Origin of the sequence: Methanosarcina sp. DH1 (genome assembly GCF_020804205.1) — an archaeon.
Lineage (GTDB): Archaea > Halobacteriota > Methanosarcinia > Methanosarcinales > Methanosarcinaceae > Methanosarcina > Methanosarcina vacuolata.
This window is the reverse complement of the sequence record NZ_WJBJ01000040.1, coordinates 1-20,156: the sequence shown is the minus strand read 5'-3', so window position 1 is coordinate 20,156 and position 20,156 is coordinate 1. Positions and strand designations below refer to the sequence as shown.

The following is a 20,156-nucleotide window of genomic DNA, read 5'->3' as shown; positions in this document are numbered from 1 at the left end:
CTAGATTAGGTTCTTCAGATAGAAGTTCTTCCAGAAATTTAATCTCATTCTCTCGATTGTAAAATATATTCAATAACCTGTACTTCAATAATTCCTGTTCAATGGTTGTATTTTTTGGGAAATCACTAACRATAAGCTTGTTTAAGTGCATTAAACAATATTGATGGACTAACTTATCCCCAAAAATTTCCTTTAATATATCAGGGTATCTCTTATCAAAGTCCGTAACGATAAACACAGGCTCTGATGCATCCAGATTTTTCTGTAAAAATCCCTTGATGGTTTCTGAACTCTTATCTTCAAAAAGTTCATCTGCTATCGTTCTTTGAGTTTTTGCATCCAGTAAAGTTAAACGGTATTTCTGACATCTTCCTTCTTTTGGATGTTGTTCGTCATAGTGCACCATATGTATATTTTCTGAAAATGGAACAGTTTTCTGTTCCATTTCTTCGTAGAATGCTCTTAAAATAGTGCTTTTTGATCTCGGATAGATGAAGTCCATTATATCAGAAATTCCATCGTATGAAACGTTATGGTATCTGAGTAACTGGAAGAAATCATTGAATGAATTAAAAAGTAAAGTCTTCAGATCTTCCCAAAAACTATGATCTTCTTCGTGTGTATTACCACAATTTGAGCATTTATATCGACCAATGTTGATTTCTCCAAGACCTTCTTTAGTATGAGGATTATAGCCATTATGAACCATTGGAGTACTACAAATTGAACAGACTGGAGGAATTTTTCTACGAAAAATTCCTCGTGTGGTATATTCATAATCGTTTCCAAAACAACCAAAAACGTCTAAGAGAGCAGGGAGCTCCGAAAAGTTATTAAGAGTAAGGTTTATAGTTACCATTGTTTTTGCCGTAACATCATTACATAATTATAGAATTATAATTTTGTGTAGTGATGTTACACTTACTTTTATCACTAGATTTTGGGACTGAGTCATTTGTTTTCACCGAGAATATAATTACCTGAGTGAATTATACCGAAGAAAAGAATTACTTAAAGGAATAAAAATTAATAAAAATTAATAAAAACTAATAAAAAAATTGTATAGACTAATATTTTTGAGAAAATAATAAGTTAAGTTTATCCCGAAAAGCCTGAATCAATTGCTGAAAAAAGCTGTCAGATAAGCAATAGCAAAATACCGTCCGAATTTCCCAAGGAAAACCAGGATAGAAAAGTATCGAAAAGGAAGCTGCATCAGCCCGGCGACCATGGTAATCGCGTCTCCGATACCTGGCACCCAGGTAAAAAGAAGGGTGTAAAGACCATATTTTTTAAAGAGCCTTTCACTTTTCTCAAGCTTCTCCGGAGAAGGAGAAAGGAACTTCTCAAGTATCGGACGCCCTTTAAGCCCGAGATAATAAGTTGTGCACGATCCGAGATAATTGCCTGAAGTCGCTACCAGAACGACGGCAAAAGGGTTAAAGCCCTGATATATGAGAGCGACTACCAGCGCTTCCGATCCTAACGGCAAAACCGTGGAAGCCAGGAAGCTCAGGACAAAGAGGTTCAGATAACCGTAATTGGTAATAAAGGAACTCAAAGCTTCAAGCATTCAGTTCTACAATCGTAGTTCAGTATTTTAAGCTGTCGTCTAGACCATCAAATCAAACACTATTTTGTAGCATTTCTGCATCTAACTAAGAATTTTCAGTCAAAGCAAAAAGGAATTCCCATCAGGATTAAAACAGAAAAAAGAAGTGAAGAGCCGGAAATCCTGAATTTGATTTCCAGCTTCTACCGCAGCACAGGTATTAAAGTTATATTAAAGACGGGTTCATTTTTTGGAATGAACCCATAAAGCTATAATACAAGCTTTAATACGAAAGCCAGATGCGTTAATTAGTTTCTTTTCTTCCGCAGGATAACAAATGCTATGGCGAGTATTCCAAGTGTAGCCATCCCACTGAAGAAAGGAGATTTTTTTGTCACTTCATAACTTTTGTCCAGTCCTCCGACTTCAACAGTATACGTCCCTGGCTCACCCTCAGTGTGTGAGAATTCGATTGATTTGTTCTCACCCGGATTAAGGGTTATATTCTGGGAATCAACCGATTCGTTATTAACCAGCAACTCCACTGTGGAGTTTCCTGTGACGTCTCCATTGTTCACAGCATTCACCTTAATATTTACCGCGGTTCCGGCTTCAACTGAAGCAGGCTGTATCGTGAGGTCTGAGAAAGCGAACTGTGCGACTTTTTCCGCCACCTCTACCTGGGTTTCTCCTTCTTCATAACCGGTCTTTGTGGCATTTATCACATACGTACCCGGAGAAGTAACCAGGTAAGATATGATACCTTTTGCGTCTGTCTGTGCGTCAATTATCTGTCCGCCGAAAAAGACATCTGCTCCGGAAACTGGCTTGTTTTCCTCGGAGTCCGTGACCTTTATATCAATCTGGTCTCCTTCCCGGACAGTTTCGGGAGAGACTGAAACCAGGAGTTTCAGGACACCCTGTGCGAGGACATCCACATCTTTAGTTCCGGAAACATAACCTTCCCGGCTCGCAGTTACAGTGAAGCTGCCTTCATTGCTGGGGGTGAAGGTGATATTTCCGCTGTCTCCGGTAGTGCCTATGCTTTTGTTTCCAACAGACACTTCAGCACCAACGACTGAAACATTTCTCGCAGTTACCAGGATTTCAGCCTGCTTACCGACTACAAGTGCATCGGGCATTTCGATATCCAGTTGATCTCCTGCTGCAGTCTCGGTTTCGACAAAGGGATAAAAGCGCAGGACTGAAGAATCGGCAACCTTGAATTTGACATTGCCCATCAGGTCTACAACCTCATCCTTTGAAAGGGAGATTGAATCCTCGTTTTTCATTGTGATGCCTGAGTCGGAAATCGAAGTTATTTTCATTTCACCGAAAGAATCTCCCCCGGAGATTTCCAGGTAATCATCCGAAATCTGGAAAATTCCCTCTACAAACACTGCATCTGTTTCTGTGGAACGGAAGACCGTACTTACATGGACCGCAATCATCGGAACATTTTCAGCCCCTCCTATGTCGGTTTCATAAATATAGTCCCCACCCTGGGAAACTATTCCAGAGTCAAGGAGTTTTCCATTTTTGTAAAGCTCGAAGAGTACGTTTTTCCCATTAACATCGACCTCCGATGCCTTAAGGGAGTAGCCGTTCTCCAGGGCTAAAGAAGAACCAGTGAACAGGGATTTTTTGTCATTGTCATCAATCAGAACTTTTGAAAGGACGCGGTCCGACAGCACACTTATACCCTTTGAATTGCCAAGAGTGTTTTCAGGATATCCTGCAAAATATTTCTCTGCCATAAAGCCGACAACTTCATAACTTCCCCAGCCCTCATGTTCAAATTTGACATTTGCAGGCTTTGTAGAATAGACGAGGGCTTCATCATCAATTGTCCTGCCATCAAGCTTTTCAATGACAAGGCTTTCAGTGGAAATATTTTCGTCGATGTTATAATAGAAACCTTCGAAGTTAAAAGGCGTCCAGACCATAGTATCAAACTTATCATCGTGTACCGTTCCCCTTAATTCGTAGGTTCCGGGCTCGGATGTTTCAACTATTGGAGCAAAACGAAGTTCATTGGCATCAGCCACAACAAAACTCAGTTTACCCATGATGTCAATAGTGTCGCCCTTGCTAAGCGAGATCGAGTCACTGTTGCTCATTTTTATGCCTGAACTTGAGGTGGAACTTACCTCCATTTCCCCAAAATCATCACCATTCTGAACTTTCACGTACTGGTCCGATATCTGGAAAATTCCGTTCACGAAAACCGCATTTGTCTCCCTGCCGCTAAATATCTGGGAAAAATGGACTGCAATTATGGGCACATCTTCGGTATCCCCGAGGTCGGCTTTGTATACATAGTCGCTATTAGAGGACAGGAAAGCTTCGTCAACTATATTGCCGTCCTTTTCAAGCTGTACCCATACGCTATTTCCATTAATATCAACCTCAACCATATTCAGAGAGTATCCTTCGTCAAGAACAAGAGAAGAGCCCGTGTACAGGGATTTCCTATCATCGGAGTCTATCAGGACTTTTGAAAGCTGCCCGTCCGAGATAACGCTAATCTCTTTATCTGCAAAACTTGAGTTTGCTGTGTACCCTGCAAAGTAGCGCTCTGCCATAAACCCTATAACATCATAAGAACCCCAATTTCCATATTCAAAATCGGTCTTTATGGGTACTGTTTCATACTGCAGATTTTTCTTTCCAATTGTCCGGCTGCCCTTACTGAGTTGGACTGTCAGATTCTCGGAACCTTCTCCAGTATCCAGGTCATAATAAAAGCCCGAGTAAGTCTGAGGAGTCCATGTGTAGGTAAGGCTCTCATTTGCCTTTTCATCCCAGATACGGTTGCCTGTTGCATCTGAAGCCTGGGCAGCTGCACTTAGACACAAAAGCCCAAATGCCAGAAATAAACATAAAATCTTGATGTAGCTTTTAATCCCCAAATTAAACCTCCTCTATGCTGTATTAACCGGGAGCGTAACTTTCAGACATCCGAAAGAAAAAATCGGAAAAAGTTTCCTGAACATCCGGAATACACCCTGAACAGAATACCCCCGCCTATCTGAGTTATATCAACTATATTCAACTATATGTATTTTCTAATATCACAGGCATCAAATAAAAAATTTTTGGGCATAATCTAAAGTATTTTTCAAAAATCGGAAATAAAAATATTGAATATAGCAAAATAAGGAATTGAATACCTTGAAAACCGTAAAGCTATTTTTTATTGATTTTACACCAGAATAAAAATCAGGCAGCGCCTTTCAGGAAGACAATCAGGTACATTCCAAAAATATCTTTTACAACCGGTTTTACTCAGATCCAGTGTTTTTATTCCGAACCGTATTTATTCAGAACCAATTTTTATTCCGAACCATATTTATTCAGAACCATATTTATTCAAAAGTGACTTTTCATTAGAACCCTATTTATTCAGAAGTGACTTTTCATAGAACCATATTTATTTAGAGGTGGCTTTTCATTAGAACCATATTTATTTAGAAGTGACTTTTCATTAGAACCAGATTTATCTAGAAGCGACTGGTTTATTACGTTTAAATAAAAATATGAAAGTAAATTCAGAAACTCCTTTTCCTCGAGAGTCGACTTGCTATACGCAAATTATAAGTTTAAAGAAGCGATTTCTGACACTTATAAGCAGAAATCAGCGTAATAGGATTTATTAAGATCCATTATAAGATTCATTAAGACTCATTCTGCAAAGTAAGACCGAGTAAATATATGGAGCCGTCTCTGGCATGGAAATGTGTACAGGTATTCCCGAAGAATTAAAATTTGCAGTCCTTGAAAGAATAAAACCCACTGAACCTGAAAGAGAAAAACTTTTTAAGATCCAGGAAGAGCTCGCCTCGAAGGTAAAAATGGCAGCAGAAAAACTTGGCATATCAGGCGTGCTTGTAAAAATGGTGGGCTCTGCTGCCAGAGGCACCTGGCTTTCAGGCACTCATGATATTGATGTTTTTATAAGCTTTCCTGAAGAAACCTCCAGAAAGGAACTGGAAACCCTGGGTATGGCAGTTGCAAGAGAGGTGGCAAGACACGCCGAGCATGCCGAAGATCGCCATGCTGAGCATCCCTACCTCAATATTACATACAAAGGCTTTGATGTAGACCTTGTCCCCTGCTTCAGGGTTGCCTCGGCTTCCCAGATCAAATCTGCAGTTGACAGAACGCCTTTTCATAACGATTTTGTCAAACCCCGCATAAAAGGACATGAAGACGAAGTCCTGCTGTTGAAGCAGTTTATGCGTGGGGGCGGAGTCTATGGCTCGGAACTCAAGACCCAGGGCTTTTCAGGCTATCTGACCGAACTTCTGGTAATCCATTACGGCTCTTTCAAAGACACCGTCTGTGCAGCCTGTTCCTGGAAGCCCGGCGAAAAAATTGATATAATGCAACATGGGGAAATCAAGCACGAAGAGCCTCTTGTAGTGGTCGACCCGACCGATCCCAGGAGGAACGTGGCAGCAGCCCTTTCTCTAGACAAATTCTGCATGTTTATAGACCATTGCAGGGAATTCCTGAAAAGCCCGGAGCTCAGTTTCTTTTTTTCACCCTCTCTCCTACCTCTTGAGGACAGTGAAATCCTGGAAAAGCTTGAAAACCGAAAAAGCTCACAGCTTGCAGTCGTTTTCAAAACTCCGGACGTTGTAGAGGATGTTCTCTTTCCGCAGCTCTATAAAATGGAACAGGCAGTTAGCGCCCTTCTAAATGAATATGATTTTACAGTGATAAAAACCGGCGTCTGGTCAGGCAAAACCGAAACCGCAGTTGTGCTGGAACTTATTTCAAGTACCCTCCCCAACGTGAAAAAGCACGTCGGTCCCCCTGTCTGGGTAAAAGTACACGCTGAGAAGTTCAAGGAAAAATATCAAGCAGCAGACGATGTTTTTGGAGGCTATATCGAAAACGGGAAATACGTCTTTGAAATCCGGCGCAAGTACCCGACGGCAAGAGAACTTCTCGAAGACCGGCTTATGAACTGCTCCCTTGGAAAACAGGTGCATCAAAGCGTAAATGAGGGCTTTGAGATTATTGAGAATGCCGAGATTTGTAGATTAAAAAATCCAAACTTTAGAATTTTTTTAAGCGGCTGGATATAACAAAATTGACATAGAGTTTGCTTTATCATGCCTTTTTTGGATCGCGTTTGCGCTGAATACACGTAATAATCCCCGGAAGCAGTGAGACAAAAATTATTCCAAGTATTACAAAGATGAAGTTATCCTTTATAACTGGCAAGTTCCCGAAAAAGTATTCTCCAAAAAAGAATGACATTACTCATGCGATTCCACCGATGATATTGTAGCTAATGAATTTCTGTAGCTAATGAATGTGTAGCTAATGAATGTTTGTAGCTAATGAATGTTTGTAGCTAATGAATGTTTGTAGCTAATGAATTTCTGTAGCTAATGAATGTGTAGCTAATGAATGTTTGTAGCTAATGAATGTCGGATAAGGTATCGTTTCAATCTCTGCTACAAACCGTATATTTTCACGACTTGCTACTTTATCTCTTAATAAATGACCTATTTGATAACTTATAGTGTCTCCTACAACGGCTGCAAAACATAGAACAACTAATATAGTAAATAAATTGAATGAACCACTGGCAGCCAGAGTTCCAGTTGTAAAGACAAGAGAATCACCCGTAAGAAAGGAGTTATTACCAGACCGTTCTCACAAAAGATAATAGAAAACAACAGTAAATACGTTAATAGGCCGCATTCATTTGTATTGCACTTAAATATGTGTCAAGATTCATGAATCGGCCTATAAAATAGTTTAAATTCTCCATTGGAACACTTTCTCAATATATTTGTTGAAAGGTTATTCATAGCATTTTTGCAGTCTAGCTCTCCGTTCTGATAAAACGATTAAAGACAAAATACAAATAAGCAACACTGCTGATGCTGAGTAGCGGCTCAACGCCAATCCTCCGGAACTTATCGGTTTATCCAGAAAGTCACCAACTACTGCCCCTAGCGGTCGCGTAAGAATAAATGCTGCCCAGAAAAGTGCAGTGGAAGATATTTTGGTCCAGAAGTATGCCGCCGCAACAAGTAATAGCAGGGTGCCAAATACTATCGCAGCGCCGGAATAGCCCAGACCCATTGTATCAGCAGTCCAATCACCAAGAGCCGTACCTAAGGTTTGAGAGAACATGATCGTTCCCCAATAGAACATTTCCGTTTTCGGAGAATTAACGGTATCTACAGAAACAGACCCCATGGTGCGCTTCCAGATGAACAGTGATCCCAGGAGAAGCACTAAAAGCAGGGTGGACCCGCCCGCATATCCTATCCCCAAAGACCGGGTACAAAAATCAGCCAATGTCGTGCCTAATGTTGTTGTGGCGATGATGGTTATCCAATAGGTGTACGGGTTGAGCTTCTTTTCGCGGATCTGTGTGATAACCGTGGCGACAAAAAACAAAGTAAAAATCATCGTGCCAGCAAGATAGCCCAGATTCATAGACATGGTAACGGTGTCCCCACCAGTCTCACCAAGCGTGGTGGCAAATATCTTGATGATCCAGAACATAAGCGTTATTTCTGGGACCTTGCGGACTATTTCGCTTGTATTGAATTTATCGGATTGAATGTTCGCCATAATATTCTCCTTGTATGTTAGAATTCACTACTTTGGAGAAATAATTATAAATATATTGATTCTGGTACAGTATTCGAATATCCGTACAGTACTCGAATATACGTACAGTGCTCGAATTATCAGATAAATCAAATTGCGTGCGGCCACCCTACCCTAAACAGTCTGTCCGATAATTCAATTTCAGGACAAAAATATACGAAAAAGAAGGTAGATAAAGTCTTTAAATCAAAAAAGAATGAATTTGAGCATTACTTTCAGTAATTGTCAGACAGCCCGTAAAGGGCGGGGTATTCGTGACTCTCTGCGCTCCCGATGTGATAAACTTGCTATCAATAAAACTTCATCTGAAGTTTTTATTTTCGTGGAAGCATTATTAACATAGCATAGATTTCAAATACTTCATTGTGGTATGATAAACCATTTTGGCTAGATATGACTTTCCGCAGGTGGCTTGAAAAGAATAACATTCTTTCTGTTATCATTTTTGAAAAGTTATTAAAAAATTTACAATAATTATCCCAACCTGAGACCAGGAAAAATGGATGCTGGAAGTTTTCAATACGATAGAAGGTCGAAAACTTTGGAAAATTTCCAAAATACATGTTTGAATAACTAGAGTGGGTTTCAGAAAAACGATAGCAGAAAAAGTTATGAGAATAGATGGTATATCTATGAAAGGTTAACTATATATCAAACATTAATAAAATTCCCCCAAAATCATTTACAAACTTAGTTTTTATGGAGTGTATATCAAAAACATCTCAAAAGTTGACTTTTCAATCTTTGATCTATGTAATATTGACGGAGGCAACTGAAGTCTATGATGACTGAACCCGATCAAATAATCCAACTTGTATCAAGTTTATTAGCGTTAATTCTTTTTGTTATCTCCCATCTTGCATATCGTCGAGAACGTAGAAAGAAACTTTTTATTTTATCGTTAGCATTTTTTTTCTATTCCGTAATGAACTTCCTGGACGCAGCAGATATTTTTTTCCCTCAAGCGGGTGAATACCCCGAAATTTGGGGAAGTTTACTAAATTTCGTAGTGCTTGCATTGTTTTTTCTTTCCATGATAACAAAAGAGTAAGGTAAAAATGGAATTCGAACTAGAGACTAGAAGAAGAATTTACGAACAAATTAAAAAATCTCCCGGTATTCACTTCCGGGAGCTTGAGCGGAGGCTGCAGATGGTAGTTGGCAACCTGCAGTACCACCTTCAGTATATGGAAAAGAAAAATCTGATAAGGGCTTCGAACGATGGAGATTATGTACGTTATTTCGTAAAAGACAGGAGCTTAAGCGAAACCGAGAGAAAAATAATGTCTTTCTTAAGAAGATCCGGTTGCCGACACATCCTTATTCAGCTTCTCAATAATCCAGACCTGAATAACAAAGAACTCTCCCAGGCCGTTGGTCTCTCTCCTTCAACTATTTCCTGGAACCTGAACAAACTTGTAGAAGCCGGAATAATTGAAAGGGAAAAAACCGGCAGGATAAGCAAATTCACAGTCATTGACCCTCCCGCAATTGCAGAACTCCTTATATGCTACAAAGAAAGTTTTCTCGATACTCTGGTTGATGGTTTTATTGAAATGTGGGAATTCAAGAACTCTAAATAATTTGATTGTTCGTCGTTTGATTGATATTATTCCAGTATGATCGAAATACAGCTTCTAGCTATTCTTTCTGTTAAACGTGATACTTTTTTTAAGAAACTTGTAATCTGGCATTTAAACTGAATCATGAGCCATGTTGCAGGTAACGTAAGGAAAGCGTCAATAAGGTATTCCGGGTGATCAAAGTTTTGAGTTAGTCTCGTTATCTGAGCTCTACTTCACTGTTTTTAAACTCTATTGAGATCTCCTGGTCAGTTAATGAGACCTTCTGATCAGTTAATGAGACCTCCTGATCAGTTGATGAGATATCGTGGTCAGTTGATGAGATATCGTAGTCAGATAATGAGACCTCCTGATCAGTTGATGAAATGTCGTGGTCAGTTAATGAGACCCCCTGGTCAGCTAACGTGGATGGATCTATACACCAGATTCAAAATACGGTTGCAAGAGAATATTGAATTCGGAATTCAAATTTCATAAAGAAGTCAGCTGAAATCTAAGTTCTTAAAAATCAACCGGATCAAAAAGGACAGAAACTCTTACGTTTACTGAACAAAAGTTGAAAATATTTATGGTGGCGGGAAACATGGAAGAAACTTGGAAAACCCGCCACATTCTCCTATGGAAGAAGGTTCCGCCACATTCTTCTAGGGAGGAAGGTTTGAAATATTTTGTAGTGTTGATCCCGATTATTCACCACAATAACCTTCAGTTTTCAGTCTTCATTAGACATAATAACGATTCTGGTACATTATTCGAAGATTAGTACAATTGTCGAACATTAGTACAATCTTCGAATAATCAAATTTTTATGTAGTCGACGAGTTAAATCTCAAAATTACGTAGGAGCATATCGAAAATATGCTATGTTTCCTGATACTGCATAAATTCCGGACCAAAAAAGATTTATAAGACTCGATTTTATAAAACGCTGTAAACCAATTTTCGGGATGAGGAGAAACGAAACAATCTTCGGCAATAGACGTAATACCTACCTCTAATTGGTGAAGAGTAGTGAACCCCCTTAAATTATTGATCCCGATAATTCTTCTTACATATAGATCTTAACAAATATGGAGGAAACAACAAAATGAAGAGATTTGTGGCCAGTGCACTGGCAGCTCTCATGCTTCTGACTGTATTTGCATCCGCCGCAATGGCTGATGATAATACAACCTCAGCAGCGAGTACAGTTGAGATCCGCGGCCCTGTGTACAATGGCTCAAGTTTAACCGACATCCTTGCAAATACTGCATATGGTGGTAACGGTACAGCTATTACAATGGATGCTAACAAATTTGCAGCATTCTATTACGACATTGACAACAACGTGACAACCGAGTCTCTTACCATTAAAAACGTTGCTGGCACTTCTGGCAGGACTATCGGAGATAACGGTTTAGTATACAAGACAACAATCGGAAACGCCGAATACCAATATGGCGACTGGGGCAACTACAGTGTGATTGGCTTCTTTGCAGACAAATATATCCCACTGAAGTCCAACGCTGCTGACAAGCTCGCCAAACTCGTACTCGACAGTGACGACAAGTATACTCTCAAGACCGGAGACTCCCTTGACCTCGGTGATGGGTACTCTCTCCAGGCCAAGCAGGTCGATGTTGACGGAAATAAAGTCTGGCTTGAATTCGACAAAGACGGAGCATACGTCGATGACGAGATAGTCTCAACTGACTCTGGCGATCATACCTGGACTTGCAAAGTTGACGACGTTCAGGGCGAAGACGATGTTCCTGTCCTGAAGGTACATGTCAACCAGGTCTTCCAGGGCGCAGTCGACAGCATTGCACARATTGATGCTATYTGGCTCATTGACTACGCAAACGCAATAAAGATCAACACTGACGACGAATTCGGCAAACTCAACGATGTTTCCATCAACGGYCCAACCATTACCATCAGCAATGATGATACRTTCAGYCTGACTAAAGACTCTGATCAGGAAATCGGGCAAGGGTTATACTTCAAGGTTGCTGACTCCAATGATCTCAGGTTCTATGCCTACAAGCAGCAAACAACTTCTGGAACCTATGATGTAAGAGGAACCGTTGTTTCCGGCACACAGTCTTACACCTGGACTTCAGACAACTTTGCTGGATTCTTCTACGACCTGAAGAAGAACGTTGGAACCGAAACCCTGAGTGTTTCTGGCGTTAACGGAAGAACTATTCCTAAAAACGGCCTCAACTACAGCACCACTGTAAGCAAGGTTGATTATAATGCCGATGATGTATTCAACGGAACGTACCCAGTTCTCGGCTTCTTTGCGCAGAAGTATGTCCCACTGAAATCCACTGACGCTAGCAAGCTTGCCAAACTCGTTCTTGACAGTGACGACAAGTACACTCTCAAGACCGGCGAAACACTCGACCTCGGCGATGGGTACTCTCTCCAGGCCAAGCAGGTAGATGTTGACGGAAACAAAGTCTGGCTCGAGCTCGACAAAGACGGAGAATACGTCGATGACGAGATTGTCTCAACTGACTCCGGTGATCATATCTGGACTTGTGAAGTTGACGACGTTCAGGGAGAAGACAATGTTCCTGTCTTGAAGGTACATGTCAACCAGGTCTTCCAGGGCGCAGTCGACAGCATTGCACAGATTGATGCTATCTGGCTCATTGACTACGCAAACGCAATAAAGATCAACACTGACGACGAATTCGGCAAACTCAACGATGTTTCCATCAACGGTCCAACCATTACCATCAGCAATGATGATACATTCAGTCTGACTAAAGACTCTGACCAGGAAATCGGAGAGGGAATGTACTTCAAGGTCGCCGACTCCAATGTACTCAGATACTACCCATATGTTGAGGAGGCCATTGGTAACGGAACGGCTACAACCACTCTGGGTAACACAACCAGCATCGATAACACAACAGTTACCGATAACATGAGTGTTACTTCAACTCCAGTTGTGAACAGCACTGAAGAAACTCAAGATGTAAACGCGAGCACTCCTACAAACATGGAGACCCCAACAACTCCAGATACATCAGCTGCTGCAAACAACACCACTGAAACACAGAACAAATCTCCTGGCTTTGGGGTTATCCCAGCAGTCTTCGGACTTCTGTTAGTCTTCTACATTGTCAGGAAGAACAGGTAAATTCTCTGAGTGAAGGATTTTCTTAATCCTTCTTTTTTTCAATTTTTTTACTAAAATCCCAATTAATTGTTGTGTATCTAAATTACGCATTTTTAGGCGATAAATGTCTTCTGATATCAGTGTATGCTCTTAAATTTAAGCATATACCCATGCCGCAAAATTCTAAAATCGTGATCATTTAACCTAACAGAGTTTCATCACTCACATGTGCGCTTAATATTTGGGAACCAGGATTGTATCCTGAAATAATTTCGCAGATTCAAAACGTTTGAAAGTTCAATACACGATATAACAGTAGGCCGCAAAAGGTTAAACGCAGGTAAGTTCTATTCCATTCTGGTACTGTGGAATGATCGTGTAAAAGAAACAGGTTCGAAGTTGAAGTAAAATAGTGGGTCGACTGCTACAATATACAACTGTAATAACGAAACTAAAAAACAAAATCGTTTTGGGATAAAACGGGGATTGACAGAGAAGTGAATAAGTTGTTCATAGAAATAAATCGTACTGGCCAACATGACAGAGAAATGAATAAATTACTCATAGAAATAAACCGTACTGGCCAACAAAGACAATCATATTAAAAAAGATAAAAGTGTAGCTTTTTTCTCCACAATTAATATATAGTTGTTTTATTCTATGTAAAAAACCTAATGAACCGAATAACAGTGAGAGATATTTCATAATTATCTGTTTTTAGATTAATGTATTCAAACATTGAGGCGCACATTAAATGACATTCTTAAATCACTTAGACTTTATGATAATGCTGTCTCTTATATTTTCAGTACCTGCAGGCTATTATATTTTTGTGCCGGAACCTCTTCGGCCCAAATATTATTATAGAAACCTTGGGTCGTCTGGAATTTCAGATATTCTACCTTATGTAGCTTCGGCGACACTCATCTTTATACTTATGGATTCACAAAGAGAAATTTCAAACTTCCTGGGTCTCAGTCCCTCTCTTAATTATGATAGATATATGTTGATGCTGGAAGGTACTAAAGTGAGTATTTTCCAGAGCCTGGCTAATCCAACACTGACATACTTTTGCGGAGCAGTTTATCTGGTCGGATTTCCGTTTCTTCTAATCTTTACATTTATATTATTCCTGTTTAGCCAGGATGATGAGACTCTTAAAGAATATGTGATTTCCTTCACGCTTATATATTTGATAGCTTACGTTTTTTACATATTTTTCCCAGTAGATGTGACAGGGCATGTGTTGCCAGGAATGGTTCCTTTGCTATATCAATTGAATCCGGCCATCCTGGGGATAGTAACTATTTGTAGTCCCGGTCTTAACAATTGCTTCCCAAGCCTGCATGCTGCACTCTCGGTAATGGCAACGATGTTTATACTTTTCAAGACCGATCTCAGGCGTTACAAGGTTTTTGCGGTAGTAACAACCATTTTCATCCTTTTTTCAATACTGTATCTTGGCATACACTGGATCACGGATATGATTGGCGGAATTCTACTTGCTTTTATTTCTTATTTCTTAGCTATTCGAGTTTTTAAAAAGAGGTTCAAGGATGAAAGTACTCATTTTTATATGCGGTGAAGGGTTAGGTCATACCAGCCGCTGTATCGCATTGGGCCGGGAGTTGTTAGCTGCAGGCCACGAAGTTTACTTAGGAGCATATGGTTATTCAAAGGAGTTTATCGAGAGAAAAGGATACAAGGCCGTTGAAATACCCCCGGAAATAAAACTTGTAGGTGAGTCCGGTTCTCTGAACCTGAAAAGATCAATTATATCCACCCTGAAAAACGGGAGTTTTTTTGCCATTTTCAAGGTCCTGAGCTTATTAAAAGAAAAGAAACCTGATATTGTAGTTTCAGATAGTTATTTTACAGGAGTAGTTGCCTCTAAAGTCAGTGGAATTCCTGTTTACCTCATAGTTAATCAGTCAAACATGGAAACTTTCTTTAAAAATGGGGGCATTGCCCTAAGAACTCTGGGCGGAATAATTAAACAATTTTATAGCTACATTTTCAGAAGAGTTGACAGGATAGTAATTCCGGATTTCCCAATGCCTTATACCGTATGCCGGCTAAATCTTGCTTTTGAAGAAAAGGTTTCCAAAAATCTGTTTTTCAGTGGCCCTCTGGTCCTTAAAAAATTTAATGATGTGAAGGCTGAAGTCTTGCAAAAACCCCATGTATTATCTTTAATCGGGGGATTTGGATATCGAGAGCCCATATTCAGAAAGGTTATCGAAGTTGCAAAACTTGACAAAAGCATAAATTACACTCTCCTTTCGGGACCGAGCCTGAATCCTAATGTTTTCTCAAACCTTCCAGAAAATGTTACAATTAAGCGTTTTATTAATGACCAGTTTCCTTATCTCAAGGCTTCTGATCTTGTGATTGCCCCGGGGGGACATAGCACTATAATGGAAGCTCTTACTTTCGGCGTTCCAGTACTTTCGTTTCCGGATATGAACCATAGTGAGCAGGAAAGTAACGCTGCTGTGATTGACCTTGAAGGTTATGGCAAACGTTTGGATTACAGCGCATCTCCAGAAGAGATCCTTCGGTCGATAAAAGAGCTTTTAAAAGATGAAAAGATCCACCAGAAGGTTGAAATTATGAAACAACTGTCTAAAGAACTCGATCCTACTGTAACGTTCAAAGAACTCCTTGAATCAAACAGTAAGATAAGTCAAAAAGTATAATTAGGGTGTTGTAGTGGACTATTGCAGTTGAATAATGGACTATTGCAGTTGAATAATTCTGAATAAGGTCTAACGGATTGTGTTTTCATGAAAAATTACACAAAGTGGATAACAAGCTCAATTTTGATCAGTATAATTTCAATAGTGTTTGTTCTCATCTTTACTCTTGATAAGACAACAATTGAAGTTGTCAGGGAGATCAAGCCCGGATATGTAATAGCTGCGCTTCTTATCCACCTGTTTTCTTTTTTTATCTGGGGACTGCGCATAAAATCAATGGCATCTGCACTGGGGCATGAAATAGATCTTAAAACTTCTATAGAAATGGTAATTTCCGGTACTTTTGTTGCAGCGCTTACGCCTTCTTCAATAGGTGGAGAACCTTTGAGAATTCATCTCCTGAGACAGAGAAATATGCCGGTTGGACAGGCTACTGCAGTTATTCTGGGAGAACGTGTACTGGACGCTCTATTGATCCTGTTAGCTGTGCCTTTTTCGCTGTATTTTCTCCGTGGTGTACTGTCAGATCCCAGAACGGATACTGTGATTATACTAGGAGAAGTCCTTTCAATAATTGTCTTTGCCCTCATGATATATGCAACCATGAAACCTCGCTTTATTAAGCTCGTAATAAATTGCCTTATGAAATGGATTGGACGTTTTAGTGGTAAGAAAATAGGAGACAAACTGCAGAAATTATCAGGGTCGATTGACAGGGAAATTGACGAATTCCATTCAAGCATAAATGTCTTTCTAACAGAAGGGCGTAAAGGCCTGTATTATGGGCTGATATTCACAGTCATATACTGGATAGTGGAGTTTTCCTCGCTCCCGGTAACTCTTATGGGCCTTAATCAGGCTCCTTCAGTCCTCATTTCTTTCGCAGTACAGGTCCTGCTCATGATTATTATAGTCATGCCTTTGACCCCAGGTGCAAGTGGTGTGGCAGAACTTGCTGCAATTTCCCTCTTTTCAATCTTTGTACCTGCAAGCATTCTCGGAATTACAGTGGCAGCATGGAGAGCTTTTACATTTTATACGAATATTATTGCCGGAGGATTTGTGAGCTTTAAGTTGCTTAAAGACACGGATCTGGTGAAAAAGTACTTAAACCAATCCCAAAGTGAAACTTAATGTTTTATCCCAAAATTGTTTCGCGGTTTTAATTTCTTTTATTGCAGTTATATATCTAGCCGATCCCAAAACTCAAAATTGCTTCTCTGAATATTGTATTCTGGATTATCAATAGAGCTTATGATTCTGAAAAATAATCCCGAAACACTTACTGATGTGGAAATAATATTGGTTTTGGGACGAGCTCATCTTGTACAAATGACTCACCATTTCATTCAACTTCGAATTTGGTTCATTTTACATGATCATTCTATTGTATCAAAATGGAATTGGAATTAACTTAAGTTTAATTTTTTGAGTCGCCTGCTGTTGTATTGTATATTAACCTTCAAATAGTCTTGAATCTGCGAAATCATTTCAGGATACAACGAGGAATTTACAATACAATATACTATATATTATTGCCATTAGTCGTAACCTGATGGTTGTAGTAAGTGGAATAGAGCCTAATTCCATTGGTTTTACAGACTTGCATGTCCACGTTGAGCCCGTCCAGGTCCAGCCTGAAGAAGTCTGATGAGTTTCAGGATCTCTAAAATCGGCATTAGAAATACTTGTTTGATACACATCCCCGTTTTCATTATTGTAAAAAGAATTGTTAGTTACAGAAAGGTTTGCTCCTGCAAGATCAGCAATCGCATACCCTGTTCCCGTCTGAGAAATTGCAGCATGTTGAATTGTATTTGTAAAAACATTATCTTTTATTACTGTACCTTGCCCTTCAGCTTGATTTCTAAAGGCGTTATTTTTCACCCCATCAAAAACATTGTTATAAATCTGAGTGCCCTTGAACCCATCATTGACTATTCCTCCTGTAGATGGAATATTATAACTCTGTCCTGTTTCATAGAATAAATTGTGATGGATCAGAACCTCCTGAGTGTTTGAGACTCCTGAATCATAGGCAACTAACCAGACGCCTTTTCCCCATGTTCTATTAAGGACATTATTATAGATCTCCACGTTACCTACGGTGCCGTTGGAATCTTCGATTTGGATGCCAGAATCACCCCCGCCAGCATCCAATTGTGCATCTATAACATTATCATGGAATCTGACATTTGCAGAGTTCCAGATCCTGAGACCGCTGTTTGTTCTTGTAGTTATTCGATTATTGAAGCATTCAATATACTGGCTCTCAATACCAAAGAAGCCTTCATGTCCGAGTCTGTAAACAAGATTATTATAAAATTCAATATTTTTACTTCTTTTAATTCTCAGGCCATCTCCCAGACCATCGTGAAAAGTGCAGTTGTAAACCTGTACATTATCACAATCGATCATATAGATGCAGTTATAATACCCTGCACCGTGCGGAGTTTCGGAATTTCCGTTACTGTTCGCATTAATTTCTAAATTTCGAATTGTGATATTTTGAACACCATTTCCTGAGATTAATGGTTCCCATGCAGGCCATCCGGCGTGGTCTGGAATTGTGATTACAGTTCCAGGTTCACCTTCCAGAATGGTGTTAGATTGAAGAATTATTGAGTCTGTCAAAACATAAGTTCCAGCAGGAAGGTGAATTATACCTCCCTGCTGAAGCTCCTGGTTAATATCATTTTGGTTTGCTGCTCCAGCTATTCCAGGTGACAGTAACATAAATAGAATGGTAGATGAAATGATAGATAGAATAATAGCGGAAAATATTTTCATTTTTCAGGTCCTTAAGATATGCTGTGAGATGAGTAGACAAACCAACGATGTAATCCAACAACGAATTATCAATGAATTATAGTAGTGTCTAAGCAATTTAGTTATGGATCATTATAATTAAGAACGGGACTACAGATGAAGTATTGGCTATGTATTGATGTATCATAACTAAGTTGCCATGACAGTAGCTACAAATTCTTGTAAATTCTTTAAACAATTCCATTATGTTGATTGACAATTCCATTATGTTGATTGACAAATTCATTATGATATTGATTAACAAAAAACTTGTCCCTAAACTCAAAATAGCGTCTCTTAATTCTCAAATCCCAAATGATCAATCATTGGTTGTGCATGTTATTCGAAGAATATCATGTGCGTTTTGGGAAAGACTTGCTATAATCTGGTCAACGCTCTTACCTGAAGAGATTCCTGATAAGATCATTATACCATTCTTGCCAATTATATCTATCAGCATAAAGATTAAACATTTCAGGAGCGAGTATAGCATGAGCTTTATTACAACGGGAGCGCAGAGGGTCACGAATATAAGAGACAATAAAGACTTTTTTTTGCTAATAGACTGTCTTGCAGCACTATAATGAACGCAGCTATCAAGAACCCTGAGTTTTACAAATTCCTTATTCTTCAGCTCCCATAATCCGTTTCCCCCCAAACGCATGAATAGTTCTCGTTCCTGCAATACACTTTCCCCATTGTTCTGTCCCCTTAGGAATGAATAACTCATCCCCGGGATTAAGAACAAACTCCTCGCCATTCAATATTGCCGTATACTGGCCGCTAACACAAACCATGTACTCGTCAAATTCATGCGCATGTTTCTTAGAAACCCTGGCCGAATAGCAGGTCCAGAATGCCATCTGGCTGCCGTCTGAACCTTCGTAAAAATAGCCGTCGATGTCCTCAGTATTTTGCTCTTTACTGCTAATATGGTTACTTTTGCTTTTCATAAAGTCTGGAAAATCTTGCATATTTGAAACCTTCAGTCCTTAAATGGCTTTTTAAACCACAAAAATGTCTCTCCATGGTTATACTCAAGTTCAACCTGTTTATTATAGTCATTTCTTAAATCGTCAAGTCCGCGTTCATAGTCACTGTCATTGATTAAATGGAACATAGAATATCCTTTATTTTCTACTAACATTAGAAAATTATGAGATATTGCCTGCTTGTGATTTACATCTGTAATCTCTTTCTTCAAAAATACAAAACCATTGTTAATGGCACTTTCTATTATTTCAGGAATATCCGGGTATCTCTTTTTTTCCACTTCTACGGTTGTTGGGAAGTATTTTACCCAGAACCTTGATTCTATTTGTTTATGGGATTCGGTAACAATACAGAGAGAGCCGCCCTGTTTAAGTACTCTATTCAACTCTTTAAACATTATTCTAATTTCCGGTACATGGTGTATTACATCAGTCATATATATAAAATCAAAAAAGTTGTCCATAAATGGTATTTTTTCATGGTTGCCTTTTTCGAAAATGACATCCGTATTTTTGCCAATGGCTTTTTGTCTCATCTCGTCAGCAGGTTCAACACCATACACATTAGCATTTGTTATCCGCTTCAGAGCACAGGTAAAGTTGCCAGTTCCACAACCAAAATCAAGTGAGGTTTTACCATTTTTCTTTAAATCACTTATTTTCACCAAATAATACTCAAAAAAAGTTATTTTACAAAAATATTATTTAGATATCTTTTAAATAGATTTTTAAAACTTATCGTAAGGATTATGCCCAATTAAAGCT

At 39.3% G+C, this 20,156-nt stretch carries 13 protein-coding genes and 1 pseudogene; 6 read left to right on the top strand and 8 right to left on the bottom strand.

Going from position 1 to position 20,156, the window contains the following annotated elements:
- The 3 genes from FXW07_RS19025 to FXW07_RS19015 all read right to left on the bottom strand — a co-directional run.
- Window positions 1-859: ISNCY family transposase (locus tag FXW07_RS19025; protein ID WP_229397173.1), on the bottom strand; the 859-nt coding region annotated here is incomplete at its 3' end.
- Between the two features lie 258 nt (window positions 860-1,117).
- Window positions 1,118-1,573, bottom strand: a complete 456-nt coding sequence (locus FXW07_RS19020; RefSeq protein ID WP_048119019.1) for a YqaA family protein — start codon at window positions 1,571-1,573, stop codon at window positions 1,118-1,120.
- A gap of 287 nt (window positions 1,574-1,860) precedes the next feature.
- On the bottom strand, window positions 1,861-4,464 hold the full coding sequence (locus FXW07_RS19015) for an S-layer protein domain-containing protein (RefSeq protein WP_229397172.1): 2,604 nt from the start codon (window positions 4,462-4,464) through the stop codon (window positions 1,861-1,863).
- An 819-nt stretch (window positions 4,465-5,283) separates the two neighbouring features.
- Here FXW07_RS19015 and cca point away from each other — a divergent pair.
- Window positions 5,284-6,648 carry a CCA tRNA nucleotidyltransferase gene (gene cca / locus FXW07_RS19010; protein WP_229397171.1) on the top strand — a complete coding sequence of 455 codons (1,365 nt, stop codon included), beginning with the start codon at window positions 5,284-5,286 and terminating at the stop codon, window positions 6,646-6,648.
- A gap of 727 nt (window positions 6,649-7,375) precedes the next feature.
- Here cca and FXW07_RS19005 read toward each other — a convergent pair.
- Complete coding sequence (locus tag FXW07_RS19005; RefSeq protein WP_229397170.1) at window positions 7,376-8,158, bottom strand: hypothetical protein; 783 nt, start codon at window positions 8,156-8,158, stop codon at window positions 7,376-7,378.
- A 1,097-nt stretch (window positions 8,159-9,255) separates the two neighbouring features.
- Here FXW07_RS19005 and FXW07_RS19000 point away from each other — a divergent pair.
- The 5 genes from FXW07_RS19000 (at window position 9,256) to FXW07_RS18980 (ending at window position 16,725) form a co-directional block, all read left to right on the top strand.
- Window positions 9,256-9,780: a winged helix-turn-helix transcriptional regulator gene (locus FXW07_RS19000; RefSeq protein WP_346655683.1), complete on the top strand. Its 525-nt coding sequence runs from the start codon at window positions 9,256-9,258 to the stop codon at window positions 9,778-9,780.
- A 1,087-nt stretch (window positions 9,781-10,867) separates the two neighbouring features.
- Window positions 10,868-12,913: an S-layer protein domain-containing protein gene (locus FXW07_RS18995; RefSeq protein ID WP_229397168.1), complete on the top strand. Its 2,046-nt coding sequence runs from the start codon at window positions 10,868-10,870 to the stop codon at window positions 12,911-12,913.
- Window positions 12,914-13,673: 760 nt separating this feature from the next.
- A complete protein-coding gene (locus FXW07_RS18990; RefSeq protein ID WP_229397167.1) occupies window positions 13,674-14,477 on the top strand; it encodes a phosphatase PAP2 family protein in 804 nt (267 codons plus the stop codon).
- Window positions 14,449-15,591, top strand: coding sequence for a glycosyltransferase (locus FXW07_RS18985; RefSeq protein ID WP_229397166.1), 1,143 nt, complete (start codon window positions 14,449-14,451; stop codon window positions 15,589-15,591). The genes FXW07_RS18990 and FXW07_RS18985 overlap by 29 nt, the downstream gene beginning before the upstream one ends.
- Window positions 15,592-15,714: 123 nt before the next feature.
- Window positions 15,715-16,725 (top strand): flippase-like domain-containing protein, encoded by a 1,011-nt coding sequence (locus FXW07_RS18980; protein WP_229397165.1) that lies wholly within the window; start codon window positions 15,715-15,717, stop codon window positions 16,723-16,725.
- 357 nt (window positions 16,726-17,082) lie between these two features.
- Here the strand turns inward: FXW07_RS18980 and FXW07_RS18975 are convergent, their stop codons facing one another.
- From FXW07_RS18975 to FXW07_RS18960, 4 genes and pseudogenes are all read right to left on the bottom strand, one after another.
- The gene (locus FXW07_RS18975) at window positions 17,083-18,327 is read right to left on the bottom strand and encodes a right-handed parallel beta-helix repeat-containing protein (protein ID WP_229397164.1); all 1,245 of its coding nucleotides are present in this window, start codon (window positions 18,325-18,327) and stop codon (window positions 17,083-17,085) included.
- 433 nt (window positions 18,328-18,760) lie between these two features.
- A pseudogene (locus tag FXW07_RS18970) lies at window positions 18,761-18,902 on the bottom strand (IS110 family transposase); the annotation flags it as partial.
- Window positions 18,903-19,022: 120 nt separating this feature from the next.
- Window positions 19,023-19,373, bottom strand: a complete 351-nt coding sequence (locus FXW07_RS18965; protein WP_048119052.1) for a cupin domain-containing protein — start codon at window positions 19,371-19,373, stop codon at window positions 19,023-19,025.
- 11 nt (window positions 19,374-19,384) lie between these two features.
- A complete protein-coding gene (locus tag FXW07_RS18960) occupies window positions 19,385-20,056 on the bottom strand; it encodes a class I SAM-dependent methyltransferase (RefSeq protein WP_229397163.1) in 672 nt (223 codons plus the stop codon).
- Window positions 20,057-20,156 lie beyond the last annotated feature (100 nt).

Bases quoted from the DNA above. Each gene is read 5' to 3' on its own strand.
- FXW07_RS19020 (WP_048119019.1), bottom strand. From the start codon at position 1,573: ATGCTTGAAGCTTTGAGTTCCTTTATTACCAATTACGGTTATCTGAAC.
- cca (WP_229397171.1), top strand. From the start codon at position 5,284: ATGGAAATGTGTACAGGTATTCCCGAAGAATTAAAATTTGCAGTCCTT.
- FXW07_RS19005 (WP_229397170.1), bottom strand. From the start codon at position 8,158: ATGGCGAACATTCAATCCGATAAATTCAATACAAGCGAAATAGTCCGC.
- FXW07_RS19000 (WP_346655683.1), top strand. From the start codon at position 9,256: ATGGAATTCGAACTAGAGACTAGAAGAAGAATTTACGAACAAATTAAA.
- FXW07_RS18990 (WP_229397167.1), top strand. From the start codon at position 13,674: ATGATAATGCTGTCTCTTATATTTTCAGTACCTGCAGGCTATTATATT.
- FXW07_RS18985 (WP_229397166.1), top strand. From the start codon at position 14,449: ATGAAAGTACTCATTTTTATATGCGGTGAAGGGTTAGGTCATACCAGC.
- FXW07_RS18975 (WP_229397164.1), bottom strand. From the start codon at position 18,327: ATGTTACTGTCACCTGGAATAGCTGGAGCAGCAAACCAAAATGATATT.
- FXW07_RS18965 (WP_048119052.1), bottom strand. From the start codon at position 19,373: ATGCAAGATTTTCCAGACTTTATGAAAAGCAAAAGTAACCATATTAGC.